The following is a 25,695-nucleotide window of genomic DNA, read 5'->3' on the forward strand; positions in this document are numbered from 1 at the left end:
CCGATCCACCAGTCTACGACGTGCCCACCACGGCCCCGGCGACGTATCGAACGCGTGCCCAGGCCGGGGTCCACGGCGTGTCAGACAGCCTATTCGGCATATAGAACGACCTAAGTTGGTGCGGTGGAGCGATACAGGACGCGACCTGCCCAGTACGGAACGCGACGCGACCGGCCGCGGCCGCCCCTGCCGCCGCAGGTGAAGCGCGGTGCGGACGGCCGTGCCACGCGCCCGGCCCGGCCGCCGGGCCAGCAGCGGCGCCCGGCCCCGGTGCGAAGGCCGGCCCCCGCCCCCGCTCCGGCGGCGCGACGCCTGCCGAACCCCCGGCTGACCGGGCTGGGCAGCGGGCTGTTCTGCGCGGCGGTGATGTTCCTGCTGGGCGCGCTGTGCTCGGCGCTGTTCGGGGCGTCGCTGACGGTGTACGGGGTGCTGTTCCTGCCGGTGTGCGTACTGACCGCGCTGTGGGTGCGGCCCGGGGACCTGATGACGGCGCCCATCGTGGTGCCGATCGCGTTCGCCGTGGGACTGCTGCCGGTGGCCGACGGCGACGGCGGGGTCGGCGGCAGGCTGATGGGCCTGGTGACGGCGCTCGCCACGCAGGCCGGCTGGCTCTACGGCGGGACGCTGGTCGCCGGGGTCATGGTGATCGTCCGCCGGATCCGGCTGGTGCACCGGCGGCGCACGGCAGGGGCCCGTCAGCCTGCCTGACGGGCCCCTGCCCTCATGTACCGCCGTCGGGGTCTGCCTCGCCCGGTGCCCTCGGCGACCCTGCCTAGAGTTCCGCCACTCGCATCGCCGCGCCCACGATCCCCGCGTTGTTCTGCAGCTGCGCCGGGACGATCTCCGCCTTGACGCCCTCGATGTGGGGCAGGAACTTGTGGGCCTTGCGGCTGACGCCGCCGCCGATGATGAACAGCTCCGGCGAGAACAGCATCTCCACGTGCGCGAGGTACTTGCTCACCCGGTGCGCCGCCCAGTGCTCCCACGTCATGTCGTGGTCCTCGCGCACCTTGCTGGAGGCCCGCTTCTCCGCGTCGTGCCCGTCCAGCTCCAGATGCCCCAGCTCGGTGTTGGGCACCAGGGCGCCGTCGACGAAGAGCGCGCTGCCGATGCCCGTGCCGAACGTGAGCAGGATGACCGTGCCCGTACGGCCGCGGCCCGCGCCGAAGTGCATCTCGGCGACGCCCGCCGCGTCCGCGTCGTTCAGCACCGTCACCGGAAGCCCGCCCAGCCGCTCGCCGAGCAGCGCGCGGGCGTCGGTGTCGATCCAGCTGTGGTCGACGTTGGCCGCCGTACGGATGGTCGCCCCGTCGGTGACCACGCCCGGGAACGTGACGCCGACCGGCCCCGACCAGCCGAAGTGGTCGACGACCTGTTTGACGCCGTCGGCCACCGCTTCCGGGGTCGCCGGGTGGGGGGTGAGGACCTTGTGGCGCTCCTGCGCCAGGTCGCCCTTGTCGAGATCCACCGGGGCACCCTTGATCCCGGATCCGCCGATGTCCACACCGAAGATCTGCATGACACCCACGTTACGACGTACGGCTGACGGTCACGGGCCGGACGGGGATCACCGTCCGGCCCTCGACACGATCACTCCCCGGAACGTTCACCGGTCCCGGCGCCGCCCCGCTCGGCGACCAGCGCGGCCGCCTCCTCGCGCAGATCGCGGCGCAGCTCCTTGGGCAGGGAGAAGGTGATGGACTCCTCGGCCGCCTTGACGATCTCGACGTCCTCGAAACCGCGCTGCGCGAGCCACTCCAGGACCTGCTCGACCAGGACCTCCGGCACGGAGGCGCCCGAGGTGACGCCGACGGTGGAGACGCCCTGGAGCCAGGCCTCGTCGATCTCGTCGGCGAAGTCCACGAGGTGGGCGTCGCGGGCGCCGGCGATCTTGGCGACCTCGACCAGGCGCTTGGAGTTTGAGGAGTTGCGCGAGCCGACCACGATGACCAGGTCGGACTCGGCGCCCATCTGCTTCACGGCGAGCTGGCGGTTCTGCGTGGCGTAGCAGATGTCGTCGCTGGGCGGGGAGATGAGCTGCGGGAACTTCTCCTTGAGGGCGTCGACGGTCTCCATGGTCTCGTCGACGGACAGCGTGGTCTGGGAGAGCCAGACGACCTTGGACGGGTCGCGGACCTCGACCTTGGCGACGTCGCCCGGGCCGTCGACGAGCTGGATGTGGTCGGGAGCCTCGCCGGAGGTGCCGATGACCTCCTCGTGGCCCTCGTGGCCGATCAGCAGGATGTCGTAGTCCTCGCCGGCGAACCGGACGGCTTCCTTGTGGACCTTGGTGACCAGGGGGCAGGTGGCGTCGATGGTGGCGAGGCGGCCCTGCTTGGCCTCCTCGTGGACGACGGGGGCCACGCCGTGCGCCGAGAACATCACGATGTTGCCCGGGGGGACCTCCTCCGTGCGCTCGACGAAGATCGCGCCCTTCTTCTCCAGGGTCTGCACGACGTACTTGTTGTGGACGATCTCGTGCCGCACGTAGACCGGAGCGCCGTACTGCTCCAGCGCTTTCTCGACGGCGATCACGGCGCGGTCCACGCCCGCGCAGTAGCCACGGGGGGCGGCGAGCAGGACACGGCGGCCAGGCGAAGCAGACATGCGTCCCATCGTAAGGCCGCGTTCGGCGGGTCAGGGATCGCGGCCGTCCGCAGTCCCCGGGAAGACTGAACGAGCGCACGGGAAGGGCGGTGACTCGAACGGAGGGCGGGCCAGGATGGCGGAGACCGGCACGCAGGCGCCCGTCCCGGGCGGGGAGCACGCGCTGCGGCGCAGCCTGGGCTTCCGGGACCTGGTGGTCTACGGGCTGCTGTTCATCGCGCCGATGGCCCCGGTCGGCGTGTTCGGCACGCTGGACGCCACAAGGCCGTCGGTGCGGCGTTCGCGGCGCTGGCCGGGCAGGCCGCGGCGGGCCGGCTGCTGTTCGCGATGGGGCGCGACGGGCGGCTGCCGCGCGTGCTGTCGCGCACGGACGCCGGTGTGCCGCGCGTGGCGCTGCTGTGCGCGGCGGTGATCACGCTGGTGGCGGCGGTGTGGGCGGCACGCCGCGACGACGGCATGGACCAGCTGGTCTCCGTCGTCGACGTCGGCGCCCTGACGGCGTTCACGTTGCTGCACGCGAGCGTGGTGGGCTGGTTCGCGGTCAGGCGCCGGGGCGGCCCGGTGAGCTGGTGGCGCCATGTACTGGTCCCGGTGGCGGGCGCGGCGATCACCGTCGCGGTCATCGTGGAGGCGTCGGGCACCGCCCAGGCGGTCGGCGCGGTGTGGCTGGCGATCGGCCTGGTGGTGCTCGCGGTGCAGGGCGGCCGGCGGGCGGTGACGCCGCCACCGCCGTGACCGAGGGCCACCGGGCGAACGGCCCGCTACGCGCGGCACACCGCTCCACCGGTGTGCCAGAGGGGCCGACCACCGGCGAGCTCGGAGCGGCCGGACCACCGGCGAGCGCAGAACGGCCGAACGACCGGCGGGCGCGGAGCGGCCGGACCACCGGCGAGCGCGGAACGGCCGAACGACCGGCGGGCGCGGAGCGGCCGGACCACCGGTGTGCCCACAGCGGCCGGGCCACCGGCGAGCGCGGAGCGGCTGGGGCCACGGCTGAGCCCGGAATGACCGGCCACCGCCGAGCGCGGAGCGGCTGGGCCACCGCCGAGCACGAAGAGGCGGCCGCCGGGTGCAGAACGGCCGGACCACCGAAGCGCCTCAGACGGCCGACCGCCGCCGAGCGCAGAGCGGCCGGACCACCACCGAGCACGAAGAGGCGGCCGCCGGGTGCAGAACGGCCGGACCACCGAAGCGCCTAAGACGGCCGACCGCCGCCGGATGCCGAACGGCCGGACCCCCCGAGCGCCCAGAACGGCCGACCACCGCCGGGTGCAGAACGGCCGACCACCACCGAGCACGAAGCGGCCGGACCACCACCGAGCCCACAGCGGCCGGGACGCCGCCGGGCGCAGGGCGGCTGGGCGCTGTTGTCGGTGGGGCCCACTACGCTCGCCGCATGGCAGTGAACACGACTCCGGAATCCCCGCTGCCCGTCGGTGAGGTGTCGCGGCTCATCGGGGGGTGGATCGACCGGCTCGGCGCCGTGTGGGTCGAGGGGCAGATCACTCAGTTGTCGCGGCGGCCGGGTGCCGGCGTGGTGTTCCTGACCCTGCGCGACCCCTCGCACGACATCTCGGTCGGTGTGACCTGCTACCGGCAGGTGTTCGACTCGGTCGCGGACGTGGTGAGCGAGGGCGCCCGGGTGGTCGTCCTCGCCAAGCCCGAGTGGTACGCCCCGCGCGGGCAGCTGTCGCTGCGGGCGACCGAGATACGGCCCGTGGGTGTCGGTGAGCTGCTCGCGCGGCTGGAGCAGCTGAAGAAGTCCCTCGCGCGGGAGGGCCTGTTCGCGCGGGAGCGCAAGAAGCCGCTGCCGTTCCTGCCGCAGCTGATCGGGCTGGTCTGCGGCCGGGCCTCGGCCGCGGAGCGGGACGTGCTGGAGAACGCCCGGCACCGCTGGCCCGCCGTGCGCTTCGAGGTGCGCAACGTGGCCGTGCAGGGCGTGCACGCCGTGCCCCAGGTCGTGCAGGCCGTGAAGGAGCTCGACGCGCTCGACGACGTGGACGTGATCATCGTCGCCCGGGGTGGTGGCAGCGTGGAGGACCTGCTGCCGTTCTCCGACGAGCAGCTGGTGCGCACGGTCGCCCAGTGCCGTACGCCCGTGGTGTCGGCCATCGGGCACGAGCCGGACAACCCGCTGCTGGACCATGTGGCCGACCTGCGCGCCTCCACCCCGACCGACGCCGCCAAGAAGGTCGTGCCGGACGTGGGCGAGGAGTTCGAGCGGGTGCGGCAGCTGCGCGACCGGGCGCGGCGGTGCGTGCACGCGCTGCTCGACCGGGAGGAGCGCGGCCTGGCCCACGCCCTGGCCCGGCCGTCGATCCAGGACCCGCACCGCATGATCGACGAGCGCGCCGACCAGATCGAGGACCTGCTCGGCCGAACCCGCCGCTGCCTGCGCCACCAGCTCGACCGGGCGGAGTCGGAGCTGACGCACACACACGCGCGCGTGGTGGCCCTCTCCCCGGCCGCGACCCTCAAGCGCGGCTACGCCGTGCTCCAGCGGGAGGACGGGCACGCGGTGCGCGACCCCGGCGAGGTGGAGCCCGGCCAGACCCTGCGTGCCCGGGTCTCCGAGGGTGAGTTCTCCGTACGAGTGGACACATAGGGTGGGTGGATGACCAGCGAGGTGGAACAGGCGCCGGGCGTGAGCGAGGCGCTCGGGTACGAGCAGGCGCGGGACGAGCTGATCGAGGTCGTCCGCCGGCTGGAGGCGGGCGGCACGACGCTGGAGGAGTCCCTGGCGCTGTGGGAGCGCGGCGAGGAGCTGGCCAGGGTGTGCCGGCGCTGGCTGGCGGGGGCGCGGGCGCGGCTGGACGCGGCGCTGGCGGAGGAGGCCGCGGCCGGCGAGGACGGCGAGTAGCGGGAATCCGGGTTCTTCCCGACCGTGACCCACGGCACCCTCAATTTAGTTGAACGTTGAACTTCATCGACGTATTGTCGGAGACGTCAGCCGGTCCGGCCCCGCCGGGCCCGACGTACGTCCCGAGAAGGTTTTCCATGTCTCTGGTTCTTGACCCCGCCGCCCAGGACCTCCTGTTCCGCGAGGCCCGCACCGCCAACGCGTTCACCGACGAGCCGGTGACCGACGAGCAGGTGAAGGCGATCTACGACCTGGTCAAGTACGGCCCGACCGCCTTCAACCAGACCCCGCTGCGCATCACCCTGGTCCGCTCCCGCGAGGCCCGCGACCGCCTGGTGGCGCACATGTCCGAGGGCAACCGGGCCAAGACCGCGGCCGCTCCGCTGGTGGCGATCCTCGCCGCGGACAACGAGTTCCACGAGGAGCTCCCGCAGCTCTTCCCGGCCTTCCCGCAGGCCAAGGACGCCTTCTTCGCCGAGCGCCCCGTCCGCGAGGGCTCCGCCGCGATGAACGCCGCCCTCCAGGCCGCGTACTTCATCGTCGGCGTCCGCGCCGCCGGTCTCGCCGCCGGCCCGATGACGGGCTTCGACTTCGAGGGCGTGCGCAAGGAGTTCCTGGACGACGACCACACCCCGCTGATGGTCGTCAACATCGGCCGCCCGGGTCCGGACGCCTGGTACCCGCGCTCCCCGCGCCTGGAGTACGACGAGGTCGTCACCACGGTCTGACCGTGCACACGACGAAGGCCCCCGGTGCGTACCGGGGGCCTTCGTCGTGTGCACGCAGGGCACGCACGACCGCTCGCCCGTCCGTGCGCGACCGGCTCGCACGTCCGCGCGGCTACTCCGTCTCCAGCGCCTCGGCCATGCGCGTCAGCTGTCCGAAGCCCGCGGTGCCCGTCACGACCGTCGTCGAGCCCTCGGTGCCCTCCAGCACCAGCGCGTCGTACCGGCCGCCCTCGTAGCGGGTCCACGTCCTGCCGTCGATCGTCTGGGTCCTGCCGGTCTCGCGCGCCCCCTGGGTCGCCTCGTCCAGGAAGACGGGCCGTCGCTGGGTGGACTGCTCGACCGCCACGTACTCCCCCTCGGGGTCGTGGAACCCCAGGTGCCAGGCGTCGAACTCGTCGCCCCGGAACCGGACGGAGGTGGCCTTCCACGCGTCGGACAGGCCCTCCGGCGCGGCGACGGGGTAGGAGGCGGCGCGGCGCGCCGTGAGCAGCTCGACCCGGTAGTCGACGCGCTTCACGTCGGGTGCGCTCTCGTCGTGCGGGATGAAGAGGTAGACGAAGCCCGCCACGAGGACGATGACCCCGAGGGAGAGGATCATGTCCCGCGCCGTCTTCTGCTTGCCGTTCGTACCTGCCACGCCCCCTATCGTCGCAGGTGCCCACCGCGCTCATCCGTGGGGGCCCCTGCTCATTCTGTGCGCCCGGATATAGAGTCGGGCGAACAACACCCTCATCCGGCCGTCGTCGTACAGAAAGGTGCGCTCCGATGACCGAGCATCATCACTTGCCGTCCGAACTCGATGTGCCCTCCGAGGCCCCCGACCGCAACCTCGCCCTGGAACTGGTCCGGGTGACCGAGGCGGCGGCGATGGCCGCGGGCCGCTGGGTGGGGCGCGGTGACAAGAACGGCGCCGACGGTGCCGCAGTGCGTGCCATGCGGACACTCGTCTCCACCGTCTCGATGAACGGCGTCGTCGTCATCGGTGAGGGCGAGAAGGACGAGGCGCCCATGCTGTTCAACGGCGAGCGCGTCGGCGACGGCACCGGGCCCGAGTGCGACATCGCCGTCGACCCGATCGACGGCACGACGCTGACGGCCAAGGGCATGACGAACGCGATCGCGGTGCTGGCCGCCGCCGAGCGCGGGTCGATGTTCGACCCGTCGGCCGTGTTCTACATGGACAAGCTCGTCACCGGACCGGAGGCCGCCGACTTCGTCGACATCGACGCCCCGGTGTCGGTGAACATCCGCCGGGTCGCCAAGGCCAAGCGCTCCACGCCCGAGGACGTGACCGTCGTCATCCTGGACCGGCCGCGGCACGAGGGCATCATCAAGGAGATCCGGGATACCGGCGCGCGCATCAAGCTGATCTCCGACGGCGACGTGGCCGGCTCGATCCTGGCGCTGCGGGAGGGCACCGGCGTCGATCTGCTGCTCGGCATCGGCGGCACCCCCGAGGGCATCATCTCGGCCTGTGCGGTGAAGTGCCTGGGCGGCACCATCCAGGGCAAGCTGTGGCCCAAGGACGACGAGGAGCGGCAGCGGGCGATCGACGCGGGGCACGACCTCGACCGGGTGCTGACGACCGAGGATCTCGTCACCGGTGAGAACGTGTTCTTCGTGGCGACCGGCATCACGGACGGCGAGCTGCTGCGCGGCGTCCGCTACCGCGCCGAGACGGCGACGACCGATTCGATCGTGATGCGGTCGCGCTCGGGCACGGTCCGCAGGATCGATTCGGAGCACCGGCTGTCCAAGCTCCGGGCGTACAGCGCGATCGACTTCGACAAGGGCAAGTAGCGCCGTCCCGCAGCGAAAGGAGAGGGCGTCCCCGGTGCGGTGGGGACGCCCTCTTCCGTGCGGTGCGCGGTCAGCCCGCGGCGGCTATCCGGTTCGCCGCGCGGGCGGTCTTCTTCAGCTCCATGTCGCGGCGGCGGCGCCGGGCCAGGACCACGCGGCGCTCCGCGGCGGTCAGACCGCCCCAGACGCCGTAGGGCTCGGGCTGGAGCAGGGCGTGCTCGCGGCACTCGACCATGACGGGACAGCGGGCGCAGACCCGCTTGGCCGCCTCCTCCCGGGACAGCCGGGCGGCGGTGGGCTCCTTGGAGGGGGCGAAGAACAGGCCGGCCTCGTCCCGCCGGCACACCGCCTCGGTGTGCCACGGGGCGTCCTGGTCCCTGTCTCGCGCTGGCACCCGCGGGGCCGGAACGGCAGCTACCTGCAGAGACGAATGCGGCGGTTGCAGCACGGTCTACTCCTGACGACGGCTTCGCGAGCGAGAGACGATGCAGCAAGCCCTACCCGCTGTACGCGCGCCTATGCACTGAGTTCCCAAGGGCTGCACCCGCCCCGTCCGGCGGGGCCGCGCGGGCACCGCCGACCCGGGCCGGCCGGGCCTGCGCGCCCGGGCCGATTCGCGATCGTCAATGACCCAGGTGCCTGCGCAAACTCCTGTCGACCTTGCGCTGCACCCGGTCCAGGATGTCCGCGACGAGCTTGCCGCGGCGGGGCCGGGCCTCGACGCTGCCCAGGACGGCCCAGCCGTCGACGTAGACGATGGGGGCCTCCGGGTCGCCCGAGTCGAGGGTGGCCACCTCGAAGCTGCCGAGGACACCGCCGCCCATGCCGCGCAGCGACACATTCTCCGGGACCCTGATGTCGACGCTGCCGAACACCGCCCACGACTTGATGACGACCTGCTGGTGGTCGTAGAGCGCCTCGCTGAGGTCGATCTCGACGCTGCCGAAGATCGCGTACGCGTGGATGCGGCGGCCCGCCCGCCAGCGGCCCTTGCGGACGGCGCTGCTGAAGACCGCGACCACGTTGTCGTCCGGCTCCACCGGGATGGCGCCGGCGGTGGGGCGGTGGGGCGCCGCGGCGTGGACCGCCCCGGGACCGTGGCCGTGAGCCGCGGGCAGGTCCCGGACGAAGACCTCCAGCTCGCCCACCGTCTTGGCGCGCAGCACCCCCTCGACGCGCTCGGCGTGCTCGTCCGCGGTGAGGCGGCCCTCGGCCAGGGCGTCGTGCAGGATGTCGGCGATGCGGTCGCGCTCGGCGTCGGAGGCGCGCAACTCGGAGGCGGCGGGCACGCCCTGCGGCCGGGGGCCGGGCTGTTGGAGGTCCTGCTTCTGAAGGTCCACGGCAGCAGCGTACCGAAACACGATAGATCGCGACACCCCTCCGCGGCATCCCCTCGGCCTCGGCCGGATGTGACGAACTGAGCCTTACCTCACAAGCTCGCCGTCAGCGGCAGGTTCTACGCTGGTTGGCGCTCGCCAAAGGAGGCGGGCCGCCGTCCGTCGAGTGAGGAATGGGCTGAGATGCCTGAGTTCGCGTACACCGATCTGCTCCCCCAGGGAGAGGACACCACGCCCTACCGGCTGGTGACCTCCGAGGGCGTCTCCACGGTCGAGGGGCCGGACGGGCGCACCTTCCTGCAGGTGGAGCCGGAGGCGCTGCGCAAGCTCGCCGAGGAGGCGATCCACGACATCCAGCACTACCTGCGCCCGGCCCACCTCGCGCAGCTGCGCCGGATCATCGACGACCCCGAGGCGTCCGCCAACGACAAGTTCGTCGCGCTGGACCTGCTGAAGAACGCCAACATCGCCGCGGCGGGCGTGCTGCCCATGTGCCAGGACACCGGCACGGCGATCGTCATGGGCAAGCGCGGCCAGAACGTGCTGACGCGCGGCCGCGACGAGGAGGCCCTCAGCCGCGGCATCTACGACGCCTACCGGAACCTGAACCTGCGCTACTCGCAGATGGCTCCGCTCACCATGTGGGAGGAGAAGAACACCGGCTCCAACCTCCCCGCCCAGATCGAGCTGTACGCGACCGACGGCGGCGCCTACAAGTTCCTGTTCATGGCCAAGGGCGGCGGCTCGGCCAACAAGTCCTTCCTGTACCAGGAGACGAAGGCCGTCCTGAACGAGTCCTCCATGATGAAGTTCCTGGAGGAGAAGATCCGCTCGCTGGGCACGGCGGCCTGCCCGCCCTACCACCTGGCGATCGTGGTCGGCGGCACGAGCGCCGAGTACGCGCTGAAGACGGCGAAGTACGCCTCCGCGCACTACCTGGACGAGATCCCCGCCGAGGGCTCGGAGCTGGGGCACGGCTTCCGCGACAAGGAGCTGGAGCAGAAGGTCTTCGAGCTGACGCAGAGGATCGGCATCGGCGCGCAGTTCGGCGGCAAGTACTTCTGCCACGACGTGCGCGTGGTGCGCCTGCCCCGGCACGGCGCGTCCTGCCCGGTGGCCATCGCGGTGTCCTGCTCCGCCGACCGCCAGGCCGTCGCGAAGATCACCGCCGAGGGCGTGTTCCTGGAGCAGCTGGAGACGGACCCGGCGCGGTTCCTGCCGGAGACCACCGACGAGCAGCTCGACGACAGCGGCGACGTCGTGAAGATCGACCTCAACCAGCCGATGGAGACGATCCTCGCGGAGCTCACCAAGTACCCGGTGAAGACCCGCCTGTCCCTGACCGGTCCCCTGGTCGTGGCGCGCGACATCGCGCACGCCAAGATCAAGGAGCGGCTGGACGCGGGCGAGGGGATGCCGCAGTACCTCAAGGACCACCCGGTGTACTACGCCGGCCCCGCCAAGACGCCCGAGGGCTACGCGTCGGGCTCGTTCGGCCCGACGACGGCCGGCCGGATGGACTCCTACGTGGAGCAGTTCCAGGCGGCGGGCGGCTCCAAGGTGATGCTCGCCAAGGGCAACCGCAGCAAGCAGGTCACCGACGCGTGCCACGCCCACGGCGGCTTCTACCTCGGTTCCATCGGCGGCCCGGCCGCGCGCCTGGCCCAGGACTGCATCAAGAAGGTCGAGGTCGTCGAGTACGAGGAGCTCGGCATGGAGGCGGTCTGGAGGATCGAGGTCGAGGACTTCCCGGCGTTCATCGTCGTGGACGACAAGGGCAACGACTTCTTCCAGGACCCGGCCCCGGCCCCCACCTTCACCTCCATTCCGGTACGCGGTCCCGGACTCGCCTGACGAGGGCGGTGACGATTCGCCTCCACGGGGAACAGTGGTCGCGGCGCTGACGCTGTGACACGTGGAGGTGATCGTCGATGACCGACGAGCAGGACAGGACCGAGTACCGCACCGAGCACGACTCCATGGGCGAGGTGCGGGTGCCCGCCCACGCCAAGTGGCGGGCACAGACCCAGCGGGCCGTGGAGAACTTCCCGGTCTCCGGGCAGCGCATCGAGCGCGCGCACATCGAGGCGCTGGCCCGGATCAAGGGGGCCGCGGCCAAGGTCAACGCGGAGCTGGGGGTCCTGGACGAGGACGTCGCCGGGGCGATCCAGGAGGCGGCCCGGGAGGTCGCCGAGGGGAAATGGGACGAGCACTTCCCGGTCGACGTCTTCCAGACCGGGTCGGGCACCTCGTCCAACATGAACACCAACGAGGTCATCGCCACGCTGGCGAGCGAGCGGCTGGGCCGGGGCGTGCACCCGAACGACCACGTCAACGCCTCCCAGTCGTCCAACGACGTCTTCCCCTCCTCCATCCACATCGCGGCCACCGCCGCCGTGACGCGCGACCTGATCCCGGCCCTGGAGCACCTCGCCGCCGCCCTGGAGCGCAAGGCGGAGGAGTTCGCCGACGTCGTGAAGTCGGGCCGGACCCACCTGATGGACGCCACGCCCGTGACGCTGGGCCAGGAGTTCGGCGGGTACGCCGCCCAGGTGCGCTACGGCGTCGAGCGGCTGCACGCCTCCCTCCCCCGGCTCGCCGAACTGCCGCTGGGCGGCACGGCCGTCGGCACCGGCATCAACACCCCTCCCGGCTTCTCCGCCGCCGTGATCGAGGAGGTCGCCCGCAGCACCGGGCTGCCGCTGACCGAGGCCCGCGACCACTTCGAGGCGCAGGGCGCCCGGGACGGCATCGTCGAGACCAGCGGGCAGCTGCGGACCATCGCGGTCGGGCTGACGAAGATCGCCAACGACCTGCGCTGGATGTCCTCCGGGCCGCGCACCGGCCTCGCCGAGATCGCGCTGCCCGACCTCCAGCCCGGCTCGTCGATCATGCCCGGGAAGGTGAACCCGGTCATCCCCGAGGCCGTGCTGATGGTGTGCGCCCAGGTCGTCGGGAACGACGCCACCGTCGCCACCGCCGGCGCCGCCGGCAACTTCGAGCTCAACGTGATGCTGCCGGTCATCGCCAAGAACGTGCTGGAGTCCGTCCGGCTGCTCGCCAACGTCTCCCGGCTGCTGGCCGACCGCACCGTGGACGGCATCACCGCCGACCGCGAACGGGCCCGCGAGTACGCCGAGTCCTCCCCCTCCGTGGTCACCCCGCTCAACAAGTACATCGGGTACGAGGAGGCCGCGAAGGTCGCCAAGAAGGCCCTGGCCGAGCGGAAGACCATCCGTCAGGTCGTGCTGGACGGCGGGTACGTGGAGCGCGGGGACCTGACCGCGGAGCAGCTCGACGAGGCGCTGGACGTGCTGCGGATGACGCGGCCGTGACCCGGACGGCGGACGTGCGCCCGGCGCGTGAACCGGGACACGCGCCGCAGCGTCGTATGCCTACGGCACCTAATATCTGTGCATGGCGGACGGTGAGGCGATGAGACGCGTGGAAACGGGTGGTGCGGCGGGCTTCTGGGCGCCGGGGGACCGGATCCTGTGGCGGTACCGGGAGAACGCGGGCCCGCACGTCCACATCGCCCGCCCCGTCACCGTGGTGCGGGACGACGCCGACCTGCTCGCCGTGTGGCTGGCGCCCGGCACCGAGTGCGTGAAGCCGGTGCTGGCCGACGGCACCCCCGTCCACCTGGAGCCGCTGCGGACCCGCTACACCAAACCCCGCACCGTGCTGCGCGACCGCTGGTTCGGCACCGGCGTGCTGAAGCTGGCCCGCCCCGGCGAGCCCTGGTCGGTGTGGCTGTTCTGGGAACCGGGCTGGAAGTTCAAGAACTGGTACGTGAACCTGGAGGAGCCGCTGGCCCGTTGGGCGGGCGGCGTGGACTCCGAGGACCATTTTCTGGACATCTCCGTCCACCCGGACCGCAGTTGGCACTGGCGCGACGAGGACGAGTTCGCCCAGGCCCGGCGGGACGGGCTGATGGACGACCGGCAGGCCGAGCGGGTGCGGACGGCGGGGCGGGCGGCGGTGGAGGTGATCCGCGCCTGGGGGCCGCCGTTCTCGGAAGGCTGGCAGCACTGGCGCCCGGACCCGTCCTGGCCGGTACCGTCACTGCCGGACGACTGGGATCGTACGCCCGCGCACGTGTCCTCATGAGACCCTTGATGCGCCCCCGGGCGAGAAACGTAGGATCGTCCTCCGCAAGGGCGCGGGCGACAACTACCGGAACACGCGCTGAGCTTGACCGATCGTCACCGAGGGGCGGCAGGACGTGAGCGAGGGGTACGAGGGCACCACCGGCGGCACCTGGGCCGCGGGCCCCGCGAACCGCGGGCGGCTCGCCGCCGGCACACGAACAACCTCTGACCGCACGGGAATTCCGTTCCTGGGGCACGTATTCCGGGTATCGGAGTTTCGGCGGGACCACCTGCACCTGTGGCGTGCAGCCCCGGACGGACGGATTCGACACGCGTGACGGAGCAGCCGACCTCCTTCGAACGCCCCCAGCCGGGCGTCGACCCCGCGGACCCCCGCGGGGCGCTCGTGCACACCCCGGCACCGGCGCGCGCGCCCGGCGCGGGGACGTTACCGGTACAGGGCCGCCCCGGCGGCGACGCCACCGTCCCGGTCTCGACGGCGCAGCTCACGCCGGGCACGTCGGACCCGGACACCTCCACGCCGTTCGGCAAGGGCAAGGACACCGTGAGCGACCCCGCATCCGAGCACTCCCAGCCGGGTGCCGAGCAGACCGCCGAGCGCGACACCCCCCGGCCCCGGCCCGCCCCCGAGGGCATCCCGCTCCAGCCGGCCGACGAGCAGGACCGGCCGCTGCCCGACCCCGGGGCGCAGGAGCGCCGCAGCGGCCAGGCCCTGCCGCCCGGCCGCCCCACGCCGATGCGGCGGGACGGCGACCGGCTGCGGTTCGTCGGGGCCGCCACCCGGCGGATCGCCCGCGGCATCGACCTCGACGAGATCGTGATGGGACTGTGCCGGGCCACCGTGCCCACCTTCTCCGACGCGATCCTGGTCTACCTGCGCGACCCGCTCCCCGTCGGCGACGAGCGGCCCACCGGCCCGCTGGTGCTCCGGCTGCGCCGCACCGACCGGATACCGGCCGAGCGCGACACGGAGAACGGCTTCCTGCCCGCCGCCCAGCCCGAGCCGAGCGAGCTGGACTCGGTCGGCGCCGAGCTGTGCGAGGTGCGGCCCGGCAGCGCACTGGCCGAGGTGCTGCGCGGGGTGCGCCCGGTGTTCACCGATGCCCCCGCCGCCCGCGCGGCCCTGCCGGAACTGCTCGGCGAGGGCGGCGAGGTCGCCCTGCCCGACGGGCAGCGCGCGATCCTGGCGCCCCTGCGGGGCCGGCGCCGGGTGATCGGGGCCGCCCTGTTCCTGCGCCGCCCGGAGCGCATCCCCTTCGAGCCGGACGACCTGCTCGTGGCCGCCCAGCTGGCCACGCACAGCGCCCTGGGCATCGACAAGGCGGTGCTGTACGGGCGCGAGGCGTACATCGCGGACGAGCTGCAGCGCACCATGCTGCCCGAGACGCTGCCCCGCCCGACGGGGGTGCGGCTCGCCTCGCGCTATCTGCCCGCCGCGGAGACCGCCCGGGTCGGCGGCGACTGGTACGACGCGATCCCGCTGCCGGGCAGCCGCGTCGCCCTGGTCGTCGGTGACGTGATGGGCCACTCCATGACCTCGGCGGCGATCATGGGCCAGCTGCGCACGACGGCCCAGACCCTCGCCGGCCTCGACCTGCCGCCGCAGGAGGTCCTGCACCACCTCGACGAACAGGCCCAGCGCCTGGGCGTGGACCGCATGGCGACCTGCCTCTACGCCGTCTACGACCCGGTCGCGCACCGCATCACCATCGCCAACGCCGGCCATCCGCCGCCCGTCCTGCTCCACCTGGGCGGCCGCGCCGAGGTGCTGCGCGTGCCCGCCGGAGCCCCGATCGGCGTCGGCGGCGTCGACTTCGAGGCGGTGGAGCTGGACGCGCCCGCCGGCGCGACCCTGCTGCTGTACACCGACGGCCTGGTCGAGTCCCGCCTGCGCGACGTGTGGACCGGCATCGAGCAGCTGCGCGAGAAGCTCGCCGCGGTCGCGCAACTCACCGGGCCGGACCACCCGCCGCCCCTGGAGGCACTGTGCGACGAGGTGCTCGACATGCTCGGCCCGGGCGACCGGGACGACGACATCGCGCTGCTCGCCGCCCGTTTCGACGGGATCGCGCCCAGTGACGTGGCCTACTGGTTCCTGGAGCCGGAGGACGCCGCCCCCGGCCGGGCCCGGCGCCTGGCCCGGCGCGCGTTGCAGCGCTGGGGCCTGGAGGAGCTGAGCGACTCGGTGGAGCTGCTGGTCAGCGAGGTCGTGACGAACGCCGTGCGGTACGCGTCCCGTCCTGTCACCCTGCGGCTGCTGCGCACGGACGTGCTGCGCTGCGAGGTGGGGGACGACGTCCCGCAGTTGCCCCGGCTGCGCCAGGCCCGCGCGACGGACGAGGGCGGCCGCGGCCTGTACCTGGTGAACAGGATGGCCCGGCGCTGGGGCGCGACCCGGCTCAGCACCGGCAAGGTGGTCTGGTTCGAGCTGAACCGGGGCTGACCCGCCGCACGGACACGGCGAAGGGCGCCCGGCCTGTGCCGGGCGCCCTTCGCCGTCCTGCGCGTCGCCGTCCTACTCGTCGCCGTCCTACTCGTCGTCGTCCGGCCGGAGCGGCTCGAACGGGTCGCCGCCGTCGCCCGGCGGGGTCGTCGACGGGCTCGTGGGCGGGGTGGTCGTCGGCGCCGAGGTCGACGGGCTCGGGGGCGGCGAGGTGCTCGGCTCCTCGCTCGTCGGCGGCGGGGAGGACGACGGCTCCTCGGTCGTCGGCTCCTGCGTCGGCTCCTGGGTGGGCTCCTGCGTGGCCGACGGCGTCCACGTCGGCTCCACGGCCGCACCCTGCAGCGTCCGCAGGTCGAACTGGGTCGTCCGCCCCATCACGCCGAAGGTGTACGCGGCCCAGATCTGCGCCGGGAAACCGCCGCCGTTGACGCGGGGCTGTCCGCCGGCCTTGTACATCGGGACCTGCTTGTACGGGGGCTTGTCGTCCTCGCCGAACAGACCGACCGAGGTGACCAGGTTCGGCGTGTAGCCGGTGAACCAGGCCGACTTGTTGTTGTCGGAGGTTCCCGTCTTGCCCGCGACCTGCTGGCCGTCGCGCCGGGGGTTGTCCCGTACGGACCGCTGTGCGGTGCCGTCGTCGACGACCCCGGTGAGCACGGAGGTGACCGTGTCGGCGGCCTCGCGGCTGATGACCTGCTCGCCGACCGGGTCGGGCATCCTCACCGTCCGGCTCAGGTGCCGGGCCGACTTCAGCACGGACGGGGTGACCTTCCTGCCGTGGTTGTCGAGGGTGGCGTAGACCCCGGCCATCTGCAGGGGGCTGGCGCCCATGCTGCCCAGGGTCTGGGCGGGCACGGCCTCCATGTTCTCGGTGTCCATGCCGAGTTCGCCCGCGACCTTGACCACCTCGGGCATGCCGACGTCGACACCCATCTGCGCGAAGACGGAGTTGACGGACTTGTTCATGGCCGTCTGGACGGTGATCGGGCCGTAGTCCACGTCGTCCTCGTTCTCCGGCGCGAAGCCGACCTTGCTGCCGCCGGCGACCACCGGGCGCTTGCTGGTGCCGTCGTAGACGGTGCCGGCGGTGATCGGCTTGCCGTCCTGCGTCGTCGCGCCCTTCTCCAGGGCCGCGGCCAGGATGACCGGCTTGAAGGTGGAGGCGGGCTGGTAGTCGGCGCGGGTGGCGTTGTTCACGTAGTGCTTGAAGTAGTCCTTGCCGCCGTACATCGCGACCACGGCGCCCGTCTTGGGGTTCACCGACACGGCACCGGCCTGGACGTCCGCGTCGACCTTGCGCTTGGCCGGGTCGAGCTTGCTGTTCAGCTGCTGCTGGACGGACTCCTCCAGGGCGGCCTGCTTCTTCTTGTCGATGTTCAGCGTGAGGGTCCAGCCGCCGGCGTTGACCAGCGCCTCGGCCTCCTTGGCGCTGTCGGCGGCGCCCTCGGCGACGAGCTGCTTCTCCAGGGCCGCGTTGGCCGCGTTGACCAGGTAGCCCTTCTGGCCCTCCATGCCCGGGGCGGGCTTGGGGTCCTTCGGCACGGGGAACGTCATGCCCTCGCGCTCGGAGCGGTCGAGCCAGCCCTCCTCGACCATGTTGTCCAGGACGTAGTTCCAGCGGGCCTTCACCAGCTTCCTGCCGGCCGGGGAGGCGACCGCCCAGTCGTACTGGCTCGGGGCCTGGAGCAGCGCGGCGAGGTAGGCGCCCTGCGCGACCGAGAGCTTCTCGGCGTCGGTGCGGTAGTAGGCCTGGGCGGCGGCCTGGATCCCGTAGGCGCCCCGGCCGTAGTAGCTGGTGTTGATGTAGCCGGCGAGGATGTAGTCCTTGGACTTCTCCCGGTCCAGCTTCAGGGAGATGACCAGCTCCTTGAGCTTGCGGGAGACGGTCTGTTCCTGCGTCAGGTAGTAGTTCTTGACGTACTGCTGGGTGATCGTCGAGCCGCCCTGCGCGCCCCGCCCGGCCACCGTGTTGAACAGGCCGCGCGCGGTGCCCTTGAAGTCGACGCCGGCGTCCTTGTAGAAGGTCTTGTTCTCGGCCGCCACGAAGGTCAGCCGCACGCCCCTGGGGACCCGGGACAGATCGACGTTCTCCCGGTTGACCTTGCCGTCGCGGGCCATGATCGTGCCGTCGCTGTACTTGTAGATGTTGCTCTGGCGCTTGGCGTCGGCGTTCCCCTCGGGGATGTCGATCACCATGTACAGCACGATGAAGGCCCCCATGCCGAGCAGGCACAGGCCGAGGAAGGTCCCGAGGATCTTCTTCCAGGTGAAGAGCGCGCGTATGCCGCTCTTGCCGGCCGCGCCCGACGAACGGCGGCGCCTGGGCGCCGCCCGGCGCCCACCGCGCTGTCGGGCGCGTCTTTCTTCCGCTCGTCCCATGGGTCCGATCCGCTCCGCTTCGTTCATGTGTGCACGTATGTCACACAGGTTCGCCGCTCAGGTCAGCTCAGAAAGCTAACACCGGGAGATATGAGAAAGGGCTGCCGATCCGGCCCCAACCGGACGTGACAATCAGCACCCATCCCACCGGAACCGACGTACGAGACCTGTACGGGGTTGCCACGAGCAGTTAAAGTGATATCACTTAGCTAGACAGAAGCTATGCAGCCGCGGCGTGCGGGAGGCGGCTTCTCGACGAACGGGGGTTCACCCATGTCCACCCATGACACCCAGGTCACGGCCGATGTGCCCGAGATGCCCGCACCCCGCGTGCGGGAGTTCGCCGCGCACAGCATCGGCGGCGGGCTCGCCCTGCTGCTGGGACTGCTCGGGCTGCTGGCCGGCGCCGGGCTGATCGCGGTCGCCACCGCCGTGGGCTCGTCCGGCGCGCAGGCCGCGCTGATCGTCGCGGGCATCCTGGTGGCGCTCGCCGCCTTCCTCGCGATGTGCGGGCTGAACATGGTCGCGCCGGGCGAGGCGCGGGTCGTGCAGCTCTTCGGCCGCTACCGGGGCACGATCCGCCAGGACGGGTTGCGCTGGGTGAACCCCTTCACCTCGCGCACCAAGATCTCGACGCGGGTGCGCAACCACGAGACCGCGGTGCTGAAGGTCAACGACGCCTACGGCAACCCGATCGAGCTCGCCGCGGTCGTGGTGTGGCGCGTCGAGGACACCGCCCAGGCCACGTTCGAGGTCGACGACTACGTCGAGTTCGTCTCCACCCAGACCGAGGCGGCCGTGCGGCACATCGCCATCGAGTACCCCTACGACGCCCACGAGGAGGACGGCCTCTCACTGCGCGGCAACGCCGAGGAGATCACCGAGAAGCTCGCCGTCGAACTGCACGCACGCGTGGAGGCGGCCGGCGTGCAGATCATCGAGTCCCGCTTCACGCACCTCGCGTACGCGCCCGAGATCGCCTCGGCGATGCTCCAGCGCCAGCAGGCCGGAGCGGTGGTCGCGGCCCGGCGGCAGATCGTGGACGGGGCCGTGGGGATGGTCGAGGCCGCCATCGCCCGCATCACCGAGCGGGACATCGTGGAGCTGGACTCCGAGCGCAAGGCGGCCATGGTGTCCAACCTCATGGTCGTGCTGTGCGGCGACCGCGCCGCACAGCCGGTCCTCAACACCGGGTCCCTCTACCAGTGACCGTCCCCGACGAGGGCCCGGGTTCGCGGCGCCGGCCGCAGCAGCAGCGCAAGCAGGTGCTGCTGCGGCTGGACCCGGCGGTGTACGAGGCGCTGGCGCGGTGGGCCGGGGACGAGCTGCGGTCGGCCAACGCGCAGATCGAGTTCCTGCTGCGCAGGGCGCTTGCCGAGGCGGGACGGCTGCCCCGCGAGACGGGGCCGCTGCCCCGGCGCGGCCGGCCGCCCGGAAGCTCGGGCGGACCTGCGGGCGATCCGCCGGCCGGGCCGCCGGGGACCTGAGCCGCTCCGGGGGTCGTCGTCCGCACGCACGCCGGCCGCCGGCTGTTGCGGAACCGTGACAACGACCCCCGACCTGCGCTCCCGCACCCCCCGCGAGGGACTGCGCACTCGGCGTATACATCGTGCGTATACACACCGTGTACAGTCCTTTCCATGTCCATCGGTCACACCCTCCTGGGGCTCCTGGAGTCCGGCCCGCGCCACGGTTACGACCTGAAGCGGGCCTTCGACGAGAAGTTCGGTCACGACCGGCCGCTGCACTACGGCCAGGTCTACTCGACGATGTCCCGCCTGCTGAAGAACGGGCTCGTCCAGGTCGACGGCATCGAGGCCGGCGGCGGCCCCGAGCGCAAGCGCTACGCCATCACCGAGGCCGGCATCACGGACGTCGAGCGCTGGCTCGCCACCCCCGAGAAGCCCGAGCCGTACCTCCAGTCGACCCTCTACACCAAGGTCGTCCTCGCGCTGCTCACCCGGCGCGACGCCGCCGACATCCTGGACACCCAGCGCTCGGAGCACCTGCGCAGCATGCGGATCCTCACCGACCGCAAGCGCAAGGGCGACCTGGCCGACCAGCTCATCTGCGACCACGCGCTGTTCCACCTGGAGGCGGACCTGCGCTGGCTGGAGCTGACCGCGGCGCGCCTGGACAAGCTCCGTGAGGCGGTGGCCCGATGACCGCTCCCGCCGGCTCGCTCCTCACCGCGCAGGACCTGCGCAAGGCCTACGGCCCGACGACGGCGCTGGACGGCGCCGAGTTCTCCATCCACCCGGGCGAGGTCGTGGCCGTCATGGGCCCCTCCGGTTCGGGCAAGTCGACGCTGCTGCACTGCCTCGCCGGGATCGTCACGCCCGACTCGGGCTCGATCCTCTACAACGGGCGCGAGGTGACCTCCATGAGCGACGCCGAGCGCAGTGCTCTGCGCCGCTCGGAGTTCGGCTTCGTCTTCCAGTTCGGGCAGCTGGTGCCGGAACTGACCTGCGTGGAGAACGTCGCCCTGCCCCTGCGGCTGAACGGTGCGTCCCGCAAGGAGGCCGAGCGCGCCGCGCTGGCCTGGATGGAGCGGCTGGAGGTGGACGACCTGCGCAAGAAGCGGCCGGGCGAGGTCTCCGGCGGCCAGGGGCAGCGGGTCGCCGTCGCCCGCGCCCTGGTCACCGATCCGCGGGTCGTCTTCGCCGACGAGCCGACCGGCGCGCTGGACAGCTTCAACGGGGAGCGCGTGATGGAACTGCTCACCGACGCGGCCCGGTCCGCCAACGCGGCCGTGGTACTGGTCACGCACGAGGCCCGGGTGGCCGCGTACTCCGACCGTGAGATCGTCGTGCGCGACGGCAGGTCACGGGACATGGAGCGGGTCGGATGAGCCTCGGGCAGTGGGGCCGCGACCTGGCGATGGGGACGCGGTTCGCCTTCGCCGGCGGGCGCGAGGGCTGGGTCCGGGCGGTGCTCACGGCCGTCGGTGTCGGGCTCGGGGTGGCACTGCTGCTGCTGACCACCGCCCTCCCCGGCGCGCTCGCGGAGCGGGAGCGGCGCGAGGAGGCCCGCAGCGACCACACCTACAGCCAGCCGGAGATACCGAAGGCCGACGACACCCTGATCGTCGTCGACGCGAACACCACCTTCCGGGACCAGGACGTGCGCGGGCGGCTGCTGGAGGCGGAGGGGCGGAAGGCCCCGCTGCCCCCCGGCGTCGCACGGTTCCCGGCTCCGGGCGAGATGGTCGTCTCCCCGGCGCTGAAGGAGCTGCTCGCCTCCGACGGTGGCGAGCTGCTGCGCGAACGGCTGCGCTACCGCGTCGCCGGCACCATCGGCGAGCAGGGGCTCATCGGCTCCCGGGAACTGGCCTACTACGCGGGCGGCGAGGGGCTCGCGCAGCGCATCGAGGGCTCCGCGAACGGGGCCCGGATCGACAGCTTCGGCGACGACGGCCCGGCGCAGTCGGACCCGTGGGACCCGGTACTGCTCCTGCTGGTCCTGGTCGTCTTCGTGGTGCTGCTGATGCCCGTCGCGGTGTTCATCGCCGCGGCCGTGCGGTTCGGCGGCGAGCGGCGTGACCGCAGGCTGGCGGCGCTGCGGCTGGTGGGCTCCGACAGCCGGGCGACCCGGCGCATCGCCGCGGGTGAGGCGCTCGCCGGTTCCCTGCTGGGCCTGGTCCTGGGCACCGGCTTCTTCCTGGCCGGACGCCGGCTGGCCTCCTCCTTCGAGGTGTTCGGCGTCAGCGTCTTCCCGAGTTACCTGAACCCGTCCCCGCTGCTGGCCGTGCTGGTGGCGCTGGCGGTTCCCGCCGCCGCGGTGCTGGTGACCGTCCTCGCCCTGCGCGGGGTCGTCATCGAGCCGCTGGGCGTGGTGCGCGCGGCCCGGCCCGCCCGGCGCCGGCTGTGGTGGCGGTTGCTGCTGCCGCTGGGCGGACTCGGGCTGCTCGCCCCGATGATGGGGCAGGGCGACGACGGCGGGCAGTTCAACCAGTACCTGGTCGTCGGCGGTGTGATGCTGCTGCTGGTCGGCGTCACGGCCCTGCTGCCGTGGGTGGTGGAGACGGTCGTCTCCCGGCTCGGAGCGGGCGGCGTCGCCTGGCAACTGGCCGTCCGAAGGCTGCAGTTGAGCAGCGGTGCGGCGGCCCGCATGGTCAACGGCATCGCGGTGGCGGTGGCGGGGGCGATCGCGCTGCAGATGCTGTTCGCCGGGGTGGAGGGCACCTACACCAAGGCGTCGCAGTACGACGTCACCCGGGCCCAGATGAGCGTGGACGTCCCGGACGGCGCCGACACCGGGGCCACGGTCCGGCAGTACCGCGACACCGAGGGCGTGCGCAAGGTCACCGCGCTGTCCGAGGTGCACCTCGCCGACCGGCGCACCGGGGACGCCTCCTACGTCCAGGTCACCGTCGCCGACTGCGCCTCGCTGCGCGAGGTGGCCACCCTGTCCTCCTGCCGCGACGGCGACGTCTTCGCGCTCCGGGGCGCGGAGGACGCCGGGGAGAGCGAGAAGCTCACCCGTCCCGGCACGACCCTGTGGAACGACCCCACCGACACCACCCGCTCCGGTGACCCGTTCTCCTGGACCGTGCCGCGGGACATCCGGCCGGCCGAGTCCCGCGAGGATCCCACGGGCTTCGAACGCGGCGGCGTCCTGCTCACTCCCGGCGCCCTGCCCGGGAAGCTCAAGGCGTACGCCTCCTCCCGGCTCTTCCTGAGCCTGGACCCGGCGGTGCCCGACGCCCACGACCACGTGCGCAACACGGCGGCACGACTGGATCCGACGTCGGACCCGATGACCTGGCACAGCGTCGAGCGCAACGAGCGCTACGCCACGATCCGCACCGGCCTGTCCGTCGGCGCCGCCGCGGTGCTGGCGCTGATCGGGGCGAGTCTGCTGGTCTCTCAGCTGGAGCAGCTGCGCGAGCGCCGCAAGCTGCTGTCGGCGCTGGTCGCCTTCGGCACCCGGCGCCGCACCCTCGGCCTGTCGGTGCTGTGGCAGTCGGCCGTCCCGATCGGGCTGGGCCTGCTGCTCGCCGCGACGGTGGGCATCGCCCTGGGGGCCGTCCTGCTGCGGATGACGGCCACGTCGGTCAGCGTGGACTGGGCGAGCGTGCTGTCGATGACCGGCATCGGGGCGGGCGTGGTGCTGGTGGTGACGCTGCTGAGCCTGCCGCCGCTGCTGAAGATGACGCGACCGGAGGGCTTGCGCACCGAGTAGCCGCCCGGACGCGCCGTCAGGCGCCCTGCTCCAGGACCCGTACGGGCAGCGGCCGCAGCGCCTGCCGCAGGGCGGCCGCCAGCTCCTCGTACTCGGCGCCGCGCGCGGCCCCCGTCCGCATCGCCAGGGCGACCCGGCGGGTGGGGGCCGGGTCGGCGAAGTACCCGGTCAGGAGCTGGCTGCTGCGCGATATCTCCACCTTCAGGGCGGTGCGCGGCAGCAGCGTCACCCCGAGGCCGCCGGCCACCAGCTGCACCAGCGTGGACAGTCCGGCGGCCGTCGTGGTGACGGGGGCGTCCTCGCGGCCGGCCTCCCGGCAGATGTCCAGGGCCTGGTCGCGCAGGCAGTGTCCCTCGTCGAGCAGCAGCAGGTTCAGCTCGCGCAGCGCCTCGCGCGGAATGCCCTCGCGTCCGCCGAGCCGGTGGTCGAGGGGGGTGACGAGTACGAAGTCCTCGTCGAACAAGGGCAGTTCGGTCACGCCCGGCACGCCCAGGGGCACGGCGAGCAGCAGCAGGTCCAGCCGCCCGCCGGCGAGGCCGTCCAGCAGGTTGGCGGTCTGCTCCTCGTGCACCTGCAGGTCGAGGTCCGGGTAGCGCTCGTGGACCAGGCGCAGCACGGTGGGCAGCAGATAGGGCGCCACCGTCGGGATGACCCCGAGCCGCAGCACCCCGGTGAAGGGGGCGCGGACCGCCTCGGCCTCCTCCATGAGCGCCTCCACCTCCCCCAGCACGGCCTTGGCCCGTACGGCGATCCGCTCGCCCTCGGGCGAGAGCAGCACCTTGCGCGTCGTACGCTCGAGGAGCGTCACTCCGAGTGTCTCCTCCAGGGCCGACACGGCACCGGAGAGAGCGGGCTGGCTCATCCCTATCGCGGCGGCGGCGTCCCGGAAGTGCAGGTGCTCGGCGACGGCCGCGAAGGCCCGTAGCTGGGCCAGGCTCGGCTGCCTGCGCTTACTACCCACAGTCACTGATAACTACCTCCGATCAACCCGACCGAGTGTAGCTATTTCCCTAATCAATCGACGCTGTGCCAACATCAACACCGTCCAACCCATGGGAAACGCCCGCAATCCGGGAGTTTCTTCGCTGCAAGGAGAGCGCGTGCTCACTGTCGGTGACAAGTTCCCCGAGTTCGACCTGACCGCCTGCGTCTCGCTGGAGAAGGGCAAGGAGTTCCAGCAGATCAACCACAAGACCTACGAGGGTCAGTGGAAGGTCATCTTCGCGTGGCCCAAGGACTTCACCTTCGTGTGCCCGACCGAGATCGCCGCCTTCGGCAAGCTGAACGACGAGTTCGCCGACCGCGACGCCCAGGTCCTCGGCTTCTCCGGCGACTCCGAGTTCGTCCACCACGCCTGGCGCAAGGACCACGACGACCTGCGCGACCTGCCCTTCCCGATGATGGCCGACTCCAAGCACGAGCTGATGCGCGAGCTGGGCATCGAGGGCGAGGACGGCTTCGCCAAGCGCGCGGTGTTCATCGTGGACCAGAACAACGAGATCCAGTTCTCCATGGTGACCGCGGGCTCCGTCGGCCGTAACCCCAAGGAGGTCCTGCGGGTCCTGGACGCCCTGCAGACGGACGAGCTGTGCCCCTGCAACTGGTCCAAGGGCGACGAGACCCTGGACCCGGTCGCGCTGCTCGCCGGAGAGTGATCTGACATGTCCCTCGACGCACTGAAGTCCGCCATACCGGACTACGCCAAGGACCTGAAGCTCAACCTGGGCTCGGTCATCGGCAACTCCGACCTCCCGGCCCAGCAGCTGTGGGGCACGGTCCTGTCGACGGCGATCGCCTCGCGCTCCCCGATCGTGCTGCGCGAGCTGGAGCCGGAGGCCAAGGCCAACCTGTCGCCGGAGGCGTACACGGCCGCCAAGGCCGCGGCCGCGGTGATGGCGATGAACAACGTCTTCTACCGCACGCGCCACCTGCTGTCGGACCACGAGTACGGCAGCCTGCGCGCGGGCCTGCGGATGAACGTCATCGGCAACCCGGGTGTCGACAAGGTCGACTTCGAGCTGTGGTCCTTCGCCGTCTCGGCCATCAACGGCTGCGGCATGTGCCTGGACTCGCACGAGCAGGTGCTGCGCAAGGCCGGCCTGGACCGCGAGGTCATCCAGGAGGCGTTCAAGATCGCTTCCGTGATCCAGGCGGTCGGCGTCACGCTGGACGCCGAAGCGGTCCTGTCCGAGTAACCCCCGGCGGCCGCACAGCGGCAGGGCCCCGTCCACCGACCGGTGGGCGG

Annotated in this window: 23 protein-coding genes and 1 pseudogene; 17 read left to right on the forward strand and 7 right to left on the reverse strand. The window is 72.1% G+C overall.

Annotation, left to right across the window (positions count from 1 at the left end; all coding sequences use genetic code 11):
- The first annotated feature begins 123 nt into the window (after positions 1–123).
- A complete protein-coding gene (locus Q5694_RS10740; protein WP_333932385.1) occupies positions 124–708 on the forward strand; it encodes a DUF6542 domain-containing protein in 585 nt (194 codons plus the stop codon).
- A 64-nt stretch (positions 709–772) separates the two neighbouring features.
- Here Q5694_RS10740 and ppgK read toward each other — a convergent pair whose 3' ends face one another.
- Together ppgK and Q5694_RS10750 are read right to left on the reverse strand one after the other, a co-directional pair.
- Entirely contained in the window at positions 773–1,519 is a 747-nt protein-coding gene (ppgK, locus tag Q5694_RS10745) for a polyphosphate--glucose phosphotransferase (RefSeq protein ID WP_333932387.1), read from the reverse strand.
- Between the two features lie 71 nt (positions 1,520–1,590).
- Complete coding sequence (locus Q5694_RS10750) at positions 1,591–2,616, reverse strand: 4-hydroxy-3-methylbut-2-enyl diphosphate reductase (RefSeq protein WP_333932388.1); 1,026 nt, start codon at positions 2,614–2,616, stop codon at positions 1,591–1,593.
- Between the two features lie 252 nt (positions 2,617–2,868).
- On the opposite strand from Q5694_RS10750, the pseudogene Q5694_RS10755 reads away from it, so the two are divergent.
- From Q5694_RS10755 to Q5694_RS10770, 4 genes and pseudogenes are all read left to right on the forward strand, one after another.
- Positions 2,869–3,342 (forward strand): annotated as a pseudogene (locus Q5694_RS10755) (amino acid permease); the annotation flags it as partial.
- Positions 3,343–4,003: 661 nt separating this feature from the next.
- Complete coding sequence (xseA, locus tag Q5694_RS10760) at positions 4,004–5,212, forward strand: exodeoxyribonuclease VII large subunit (protein WP_333932389.1); 1,209 nt, start codon at positions 4,004–4,006, stop codon at positions 5,210–5,212.
- A gap of 9 nt (positions 5,213–5,221) precedes the next feature.
- Entirely contained in the window at positions 5,222–5,467 is a 246-nt protein-coding gene (locus Q5694_RS10765) for an exodeoxyribonuclease VII small subunit (RefSeq protein ID WP_333932390.1), read from the forward strand.
- A gap of 137 nt (positions 5,468–5,604) precedes the next feature.
- Positions 5,605–6,195 (forward strand): malonic semialdehyde reductase, encoded by a 591-nt coding sequence (locus Q5694_RS10770; RefSeq protein ID WP_333932391.1) that lies wholly within the window; start codon positions 5,605–5,607, stop codon positions 6,193–6,195.
- 112 nt (positions 6,196–6,307) lie between these two features.
- Here the strand turns inward: Q5694_RS10770 and Q5694_RS10775 are convergent, their stop codons facing one another.
- Entirely contained in the window at positions 6,308–6,832 is a 525-nt protein-coding gene (locus Q5694_RS10775) for a DUF4245 domain-containing protein (RefSeq protein WP_333932392.1), read from the reverse strand.
- Positions 6,833–6,960: 128 nt separating this feature from the next.
- Between Q5694_RS10775 and glpX the strand changes: the two genes are divergently transcribed.
- A complete protein-coding gene (glpX, locus tag Q5694_RS10780; protein WP_333932393.1) occupies positions 6,961–7,995 on the forward strand; it encodes a class II fructose-bisphosphatase in 1,035 nt (344 codons plus the stop codon).
- Positions 7,996–8,065: 70 nt separating this feature from the next.
- On the opposite strand, the gene Q5694_RS10785 is transcribed toward glpX, so the two are convergent.
- Both Q5694_RS10785 and Q5694_RS10790 read right to left on the reverse strand, forming a co-directional pair.
- Complete coding sequence (locus Q5694_RS10785; protein ID WP_333932394.1) at positions 8,066–8,443, reverse strand: WhiB family transcriptional regulator; 378 nt, start codon at positions 8,441–8,443, stop codon at positions 8,066–8,068.
- Positions 8,444–8,618: 175 nt separating this feature from the next.
- Positions 8,619–9,335 carry a DUF1707 SHOCT-like domain-containing protein gene (locus Q5694_RS10790; protein WP_443040847.1) on the reverse strand — a complete coding sequence of 239 codons (717 nt, stop codon included), beginning with the start codon at positions 9,333–9,335 and terminating at the stop codon, positions 8,619–8,621.
- Positions 9,336–9,515: 180 nt separating this feature from the next.
- On the opposite strand from Q5694_RS10790, the gene Q5694_RS10795 reads away from it, so the two are divergent.
- From Q5694_RS10795 to Q5694_RS10810, 4 genes are all read left to right on the forward strand, one after another.
- The gene (locus Q5694_RS10795; RefSeq protein ID WP_333932395.1) at positions 9,516–11,186 is read left to right on the forward strand and encodes a fumarate hydratase; all 1,671 of its coding nucleotides are present in this window, start codon (positions 9,516–9,518) and stop codon (positions 11,184–11,186) included.
- Between the two features lie 77 nt (positions 11,187–11,263).
- Entirely contained in the window at positions 11,264–12,667 is a 1,404-nt protein-coding gene (locus Q5694_RS10800) for a class II fumarate hydratase (protein ID WP_333932396.1), read from the forward strand.
- An 82-nt stretch (positions 12,668–12,749) separates the two neighbouring features.
- Positions 12,750–13,442, forward strand: coding sequence for a cytidylyl-2-hydroxypropylphosphonate hydrolase (gene fomD / locus Q5694_RS10805; protein ID WP_333932397.1), 693 nt, complete (start codon positions 12,750–12,752; stop codon positions 13,440–13,442).
- A 315-nt stretch (positions 13,443–13,757) separates the two neighbouring features.
- Positions 13,758–15,887, forward strand: coding sequence for a SpoIIE family protein phosphatase (locus Q5694_RS10810; protein ID WP_333932398.1), 2,130 nt, complete (start codon positions 13,758–13,760; stop codon positions 15,885–15,887).
- Positions 15,888–15,974: 87 nt separating this feature from the next.
- Here the strand turns inward: Q5694_RS10810 and Q5694_RS10815 are convergent, their stop codons facing one another.
- Positions 15,975–18,266, reverse strand: coding sequence for a transglycosylase domain-containing protein (locus Q5694_RS10815; RefSeq protein ID WP_333932399.1), 2,292 nt, complete (start codon positions 18,264–18,266; stop codon positions 15,975–15,977).
- 273 nt (positions 18,267–18,539) lie between these two features.
- Here Q5694_RS10815 and Q5694_RS10820 point away from each other — a divergent pair, with 273 nt between their 5' ends.
- The 5 genes from Q5694_RS10820 to Q5694_RS10840 all read left to right on the forward strand — a co-directional run bounded on the left by Q5694_RS10820 (position 18,540) and on the right by Q5694_RS10840 (position 23,450).
- Positions 18,540–19,475: an SPFH domain-containing protein gene (locus Q5694_RS10820; protein ID WP_333932401.1), complete on the forward strand. Its 936-nt coding sequence runs from the start codon at positions 18,540–18,542 to the stop codon at positions 19,473–19,475.
- Positions 19,472–19,753: a hypothetical protein gene (locus Q5694_RS10825; protein WP_333932402.1), complete on the forward strand. Its 282-nt coding sequence runs from the start codon at positions 19,472–19,474 to the stop codon at positions 19,751–19,753. The genes Q5694_RS10820 and Q5694_RS10825 overlap by 4 nt, the downstream gene beginning before the upstream one ends.
- Before the next feature lie 153 nt (positions 19,754–19,906).
- On the forward strand, positions 19,907–20,431 hold the full coding sequence (locus Q5694_RS10830; protein ID WP_333932403.1) for a PadR family transcriptional regulator: 525 nt from the start codon (positions 19,907–19,909) through the stop codon (positions 20,429–20,431).
- Positions 20,428–21,117: an ABC transporter ATP-binding protein gene (locus Q5694_RS10835; protein WP_333932404.1), complete on the forward strand. Its 690-nt coding sequence runs from the start codon at positions 20,428–20,430 to the stop codon at positions 21,115–21,117. The genes Q5694_RS10830 and Q5694_RS10835 overlap by 4 nt, the downstream gene beginning before the upstream one ends.
- Positions 21,114–23,450 (forward strand): ABC transporter permease, encoded by a 2,337-nt coding sequence (locus Q5694_RS10840; protein WP_333932406.1) that lies wholly within the window; start codon positions 21,114–21,116, stop codon positions 23,448–23,450. Before Q5694_RS10835 ends, Q5694_RS10840 begins: the two co-directional genes overlap by 4 nt.
- A 16-nt stretch (positions 23,451–23,466) precedes the next feature.
- Here Q5694_RS10840 and Q5694_RS10845 read toward each other — a convergent pair whose 3' ends face one another.
- Positions 23,467–24,411 (reverse strand): LysR substrate-binding domain-containing protein, encoded by a 945-nt coding sequence (locus tag Q5694_RS10845; protein WP_333932925.1) that lies wholly within the window; start codon positions 24,409–24,411, stop codon positions 23,467–23,469.
- 139 nt (positions 24,412–24,550) lie between these two features.
- Here Q5694_RS10845 and Q5694_RS10850 point away from each other — a divergent pair, with 139 nt between their 5' ends.
- Positions 24,551–25,105: a peroxiredoxin gene (locus Q5694_RS10850; RefSeq protein WP_333932407.1), complete on the forward strand. Its 555-nt coding sequence runs from the start codon at positions 24,551–24,553 to the stop codon at positions 25,103–25,105.
- A gap of 6 nt (positions 25,106–25,111) precedes the next feature.
- Positions 25,112–25,645, forward strand: a complete 534-nt coding sequence (locus tag Q5694_RS10855) for an alkyl hydroperoxide reductase (protein WP_333932409.1) — start codon at positions 25,112–25,114, stop codon at positions 25,643–25,645.
- The last annotated feature ends 50 nt before the right edge of the window (positions 25,646–25,695 follow it).

The sequence above is a fragment of the Streptomyces sp. AHA2 genome (assembly GCF_036857595.1).
Classification (GTDB): Bacteria; Actinomycetota; Actinomycetes; order Streptomycetales; family Streptomycetaceae; genus Streptomyces.

Excerpts from the sequence above, each read along its gene's own strand:
- glpX (WP_333932393.1), top strand. The coding sequence starts at position 6,961 with ATGACCGAGCATCATCACTTGCCGTCCGAACTCGATGTGCCCTCCGAG.
- fomD (WP_333932397.1), top strand. The coding sequence starts at position 12,750 with ATGGCGGACGGTGAGGCGATGAGACGCGTGGAAACGGGTGGTGCGGCG.
- Q5694_RS10855 (WP_333932409.1), top strand. The coding sequence starts at position 25,112 with ATGTCCCTCGACGCACTGAAGTCCGCCATACCGGACTACGCCAAGGAC.
- Q5694_RS10840 (WP_333932406.1), top strand. The coding sequence starts at position 21,114 with ATGAGCCTCGGGCAGTGGGGCCGCGACCTGGCGATGGGGACGCGGTTC.
- Q5694_RS10815 (WP_333932399.1), bottom strand. The coding sequence starts at position 18,266 with ATGGGACGAGCGGAAGAAAGACGCGCCCGACAGCGCGGTGGGCGCCGG.
- Q5694_RS10830 (WP_333932403.1), top strand. The coding sequence starts at position 19,907 with ATGTCCATCGGTCACACCCTCCTGGGGCTCCTGGAGTCCGGCCCGCGC.
- Q5694_RS10770 (WP_333932391.1), top strand. The coding sequence starts at position 5,605 with ATGTCTCTGGTTCTTGACCCCGCCGCCCAGGACCTCCTGTTCCGCGAG.
- Q5694_RS10820 (WP_333932401.1), top strand. The coding sequence starts at position 18,540 with ATGTCCACCCATGACACCCAGGTCACGGCCGATGTGCCCGAGATGCCC.
- Q5694_RS10835 (WP_333932404.1), top strand. The coding sequence starts at position 20,428 with ATGACCGCTCCCGCCGGCTCGCTCCTCACCGCGCAGGACCTGCGCAAG.
- ppgK (WP_333932387.1), bottom strand. The coding sequence starts at position 1,519 with ATGCAGATCTTCGGTGTGGACATCGGCGGATCCGGGATCAAGGGTGCC.
- Q5694_RS10795 (WP_333932395.1), top strand. The coding sequence starts at position 9,516 with ATGCCTGAGTTCGCGTACACCGATCTGCTCCCCCAGGGAGAGGACACC.
- Q5694_RS10750 (WP_333932388.1), bottom strand. The coding sequence starts at position 2,616 with ATGGGACGCATGTCTGCTTCGCCTGGCCGCCGTGTCCTGCTCGCCGCC.
- xseA (WP_333932389.1), top strand. The coding sequence starts at position 4,004 with ATGGCAGTGAACACGACTCCGGAATCCCCGCTGCCCGTCGGTGAGGTG.
- Q5694_RS10765 (WP_333932390.1), top strand. The coding sequence starts at position 5,222 with ATGACCAGCGAGGTGGAACAGGCGCCGGGCGTGAGCGAGGCGCTCGGG.
- Q5694_RS10800 (WP_333932396.1), top strand. The coding sequence starts at position 11,264 with ATGACCGACGAGCAGGACAGGACCGAGTACCGCACCGAGCACGACTCC.